The sequence below is a fragment of the uncultured Clostridium sp. genome (genome assembly GCF_947036855.1).
In the GTDB taxonomy this organism is placed as follows: domain Bacteria; phylum Bacillota; class Clostridia; order Clostridiales; family Clostridiaceae; genus Sarcina.
This window is the reverse complement of the sequence record NZ_CAMQRY010000181.1, coordinates 1-3,865: the sequence shown is the minus strand read 5'-3', so window position 1 is coordinate 3,865 and position 3,865 is coordinate 1. Positions and strand designations below refer to the sequence as shown.

Below are 3,865 nucleotides of genomic sequence, written 5' to 3'. Positions count from 1 at the left end.
AGCTTGATGAAACATCTGTTAAGGGAGCACCTTTAAATATAGCAGTTATGAGTGGGAAACCTATAAAATTTATAACAACAGGTCAAAATGTTCCAAATGATATAGCAACACCTGTAAAAGAAAATATTATTTTAGATATTCTAGGAGAAAAAGTTTTATGTTAGATCAAGCAGCAACACTTAGAAGTTTAGTAAAAGCAAAGACAATTTCAAATGAAAAACAAAGAGTTGCTAAGGTTATAACAATAACATCTGGTAAAGGTGGAGTTGGAAAAAGCAATATAGTTGTAAATTTAGGACTTACACTTCAAAAAATGGGTAAAAAAGTATTAATATTTGATGCAGATATAGGTATGGGAAATGATGATATTATTTTAGGGGTTTATCCTAAATATAATATATATGATGTTGTACTTGGAAAAGTAACTATAAAAGAAGCAATTGTAGAAGGAGCACTTGGGATATCATTATTATCAGGTGGAAGTGGTTTAAATAAAATAGATGAGTTTTCAGAAATTCAAAGAGAACGATTTATTAGTGGAATTACAAGTCTTGATAGTTATGATTATATTCTTATGGATACAGGTGCAGGAGTAAGTAGAACAGTTCTTGGATTTATAGCAGCGAGTGATGAGGTTTTTTTAGTTACAACACCAGAGCCAACTTCGCTTACAGATGCATATAGTCTTATAAAAGCTGTAAAACATTTTAATTTAAAGAGTAAAGCAAGAGTAATAATAAATAGAAGTTATACAGAAAAAGAGGCAGTTGAAACTTATAATAAATTTAAAAATGTAGCAAGTAAGTTCATTTCATTTGAACTTGAATATCTAGGTTATATATATGATGATAAAAAACTTGTACAAGCAGTTAGAAAACAACAGGCAGTGGTTGTTAGTTCGCCAAATTCAGATACTGCAAAGTGTTTAATTAAAATAGCAAATACAATGGTAAATGAGAAAAATGATGGTGAGAAAATAAAGGGGGCGGATGGCTTTTTCAAAAAGTTATTTGATTTATTTTCATAATAGGGGGATTTATAAGTGAAAAAATTAAAGCTAGAAATTAATGATAGGGTTGAGGTTAGGGTTGATGAAACAAATTATAAAAGTAGAATACAAAGTCTTACAACAGATGCAATATTTATAGATATACCGCTTTTAAATAATGAGTATCTTATGTTTAATACTGGTGATGAGATAAAGGTTATAACTTATGGTAAAGAAGCAACTGTTTATGAACTTAGCTGTACTGTTGAGGGTAGAAGTATAGATGGTAATATAAGACTTTACAAACTTAGTAAACCACATAAAATAAAGAAAATACAAAGGCGTGGGCATGTAAGAGTTCAAATTACACGAATTATTAAATGTCTGAAAAAAGACAGTGTATATGAAGCTATATTACTTGATTTAAGTGGTGGGGGAATGAGAATAAAGACATCTAAAGATTTAGTGTTAGGTGATGAAATTGTTGCAATAATACTTTATGAAGAAGAAGAGCTTAGAGTAATTGGGAAAGTTGTAAGAATTATAGATTCGGATGATAGAAAATTTAATACTATAGGGGTTGAGTTTATTAATATTACTGAGTCAGAAAGAGATACAGTAGTAAAGATAGTTTTCAAAATTATGGCAAAAAATAGAAAACTTATGTAGGGGGATTTAAGATGATTGCACAGGGTGAAGAGAATAAGGTTATTGTTGAAAAATATATTCCGCTTGTAAAACATATAGCAGGTAAAGTTATACTTGGAAAATCTAAATATATAGATTATGAAGATTTAGTTGGTTATGGAATGCTTGGACTTATGGATGCTTATAAAAAATTCAAACCAGAAAAAGGTATGAAATTTTCAACTTATGCATCTATTAGAATTAAGGGGTCAATGATTGATGAGATGAGAAGAAGTAGTCCAATTTCAAAAGGGGCTATGGATAAACTTAATAAATATAATAAGGCTATGGATATGCTACAAGGAACATTGCTAAGAGAACCTAAAACTTCAGAAATAGCGAAAGAGCTTGGAATAAGTGATAAAGATGTATCAGAGATAGAAAGATATATAAATTATATATCTATGGTATCACTTGATAGTATGATTTATTCAGATGATGATTTTTCTATAACTCATATCTTAGCAGATGAAACAAGTCCTAGACCAGACGTTATAGTTGAGGGTAATGAAGAAGTTAATATTCTTGCAAAGTGTATAGATAAATTAAATGAAAAAGATAGAATAGTTTTAAATTTTTATTATTTTGAGGAACTAACTTTAAAGGGAATTGGTCAAATTTTAAAAGTTTCAGAATCAAGAGTATGTCAATTACATGCAAGAGCAATTATTAATATAAGAAAAATTATGAAAGATGAAAAATATATATAAGTGGGTAAAGAAATATGGGGATATTTTTAATTTTAGTTTTAATAGGAATAGTTATAATATTTATAGGTATAAAAACAGGGGCTAAAGAAAATAATGATAATAATTTTGCTAAGGTATTAGAAAAAAAATCTAGCAATATTAGTGATGAAAAGTTAGAGATTATTAGACTTAGAAAAGATATGAGTGAAACTGTTTTAGAACTTCAACAGGATATAGAAAGTTTAAGGGCTGAAGTTGAGTATTTAAGATATAAGGAAATTGAAAAAGAAAGAACAGAGATTAAAACTACTGAAAAAAAGACTAGTAATAATAATATAGATGTTATTGTTGATGATAAACTTATTGCTAGTATTAAACAAAATAAAGAAGCGGACGATAATAGAAATAATATAAAAGTTGAACTTGTTAAGTCATTAATAGATGACGGATTATCTGATGATGAAATTTGCAGAGAGTTACACATTGGAAAGGGGGAGTTACTATTAATAAAAGGATTATACAATTAGGAAAAAAGACTATAGCTTCTTTATTTGATAAAAAAGTTTTAATTGGAATAGGGATTGGATTAATAGTAGGTTCTTCAAGTATATTTTTTAGTGAGTATAGTGCAGAACTATCTAAGAGTAGTATTGAAAAAAATGCAAAAAATTATGGAATGCATTATGAAGATGAGTGTAAAGTTTTCTTTAGTAAGGATGTGGAGTAATGATAAGAAGTTTATATACTGCAGTTTCGGGGATGGTAAGTCTAGAAGCACAGCAAACTGCTATAACAAGTAATTTAGCTAATATTAATACAAAAGGTTATAAAACAGAAGAGGTTAATTTGAAATCATTTGAAGAAGTTATGCTTCAAAATAAAGATAATAAAAATGGTGAAAAAAGAGATATTGGTGGTATAAGCCTTGGAGTTGCTATTGATGGAACTTATGTAAGAGGGAAACAAGGGATTTTTAATATTACAGATAATACTACAGACTTTGCTATTGATGGGGAAGGATATTTTGTAGTAAATAGAAATGGTGAAGATTTTTATACTAGAGATGGTAAGTTTAGAGCATCTACAAATGGATATTTAATTAATGGTAGTGGTGATAGTGTTATGGGAGAAAATATTCAAACAGGACAACTTGAACCTATATATGTTGGAACTGATAATTTTGTTATGAATAGTAATAATGAATTGAGTGTAAATGGAGAAAATGCAACGTATAAATTAGCAACTGCAACGTTTGAAGAACCAGTAATAAAATATGGAGATGGTCTATATAAAGGTGAAGATCCAGATTTGGATGCAAAGGTTTATATAGCACAGGGAACACTTGAAGATTCTAATGTTAATTTAGTTAATGAAATGGCGAATATGCTAAGTGTTATGAGAGCTTTTGAGAGTAATCAAAAAGTTATTCAAACGATTGATGAAAGTCTTGGTAAAGCAGCAAGTGAAATAGGTTCAGTTAGATAATTAATATAAAGTGAGG

General features: G+C 28.6%; 5 protein-coding genes and 1 pseudogene. All 6 read left to right on the top strand.

Translation table 11 applies throughout. The features are described 5' to 3' along the window. Window positions 1-164: pseudogene (locus Q0V15_RS12355) on the top strand (flagellar biosynthesis protein FlhF); the annotation flags it as partial. After that, on the top strand, window positions 158-1,027 hold the full coding sequence (locus Q0V15_RS12350; RefSeq protein WP_297439446.1) for a MinD/ParA family protein: 870 nt from the start codon (window positions 158-160) through the stop codon (window positions 1,025-1,027). The pseudogene Q0V15_RS12355 and the gene Q0V15_RS12350, both read left to right, overlap by 7 nt. A gap of 15 nt (window positions 1,028-1,042) precedes the next feature. Then, window positions 1,043-1,657, top strand: coding sequence for a flagellar brake protein (locus Q0V15_RS12345; protein ID WP_297439445.1), 615 nt, complete (start codon window positions 1,043-1,045; stop codon window positions 1,655-1,657). A gap of 11 nt (window positions 1,658-1,668) precedes the next feature. Then, a complete protein-coding gene (locus tag Q0V15_RS12340; protein ID WP_297439444.1) occupies window positions 1,669-2,385 on the top strand; it encodes a FliA/WhiG family RNA polymerase sigma factor in 717 nt (238 codons plus the stop codon). Window positions 2,386-2,399: 14 nt separating this feature from the next. After that, entirely contained in the window at window positions 2,400-2,891 is a 492-nt protein-coding gene (locus tag Q0V15_RS12335; protein ID WP_297439443.1) for a DUF6115 domain-containing protein, read from the top strand. 199 nt (window positions 2,892-3,090) lie between these two features. Continuing rightward, on the top strand, window positions 3,091-3,849 hold the full coding sequence (locus tag Q0V15_RS12330) for a flagellar hook-basal body complex protein (protein WP_297439442.1): 759 nt from the start codon (window positions 3,091-3,093) through the stop codon (window positions 3,847-3,849). Window positions 3,850-3,865: the final 16 nt, after the last annotated feature.

What these genes read in the sequence shown, in the direction of transcription:
- Q0V15_RS12330 (WP_297439442.1), top strand. Translation starts at nt 3,091, where the DNA reads ATGATAAGAAGTTTATATACTGCAGTTTCGGGGATGGTAAGTCTAGAA.
- Q0V15_RS12340 (WP_297439444.1), top strand. Translation starts at nt 1,669, where the DNA reads ATGATTGCACAGGGTGAAGAGAATAAGGTTATTGTTGAAAAATATATT.
- Q0V15_RS12350 (WP_297439446.1), top strand. Translation starts at nt 158, where the DNA reads ATGTTAGATCAAGCAGCAACACTTAGAAGTTTAGTAAAAGCAAAGACA.
- Q0V15_RS12335 (WP_297439443.1), top strand. Translation starts at nt 2,400, where the DNA reads ATGGGGATATTTTTAATTTTAGTTTTAATAGGAATAGTTATAATATTT.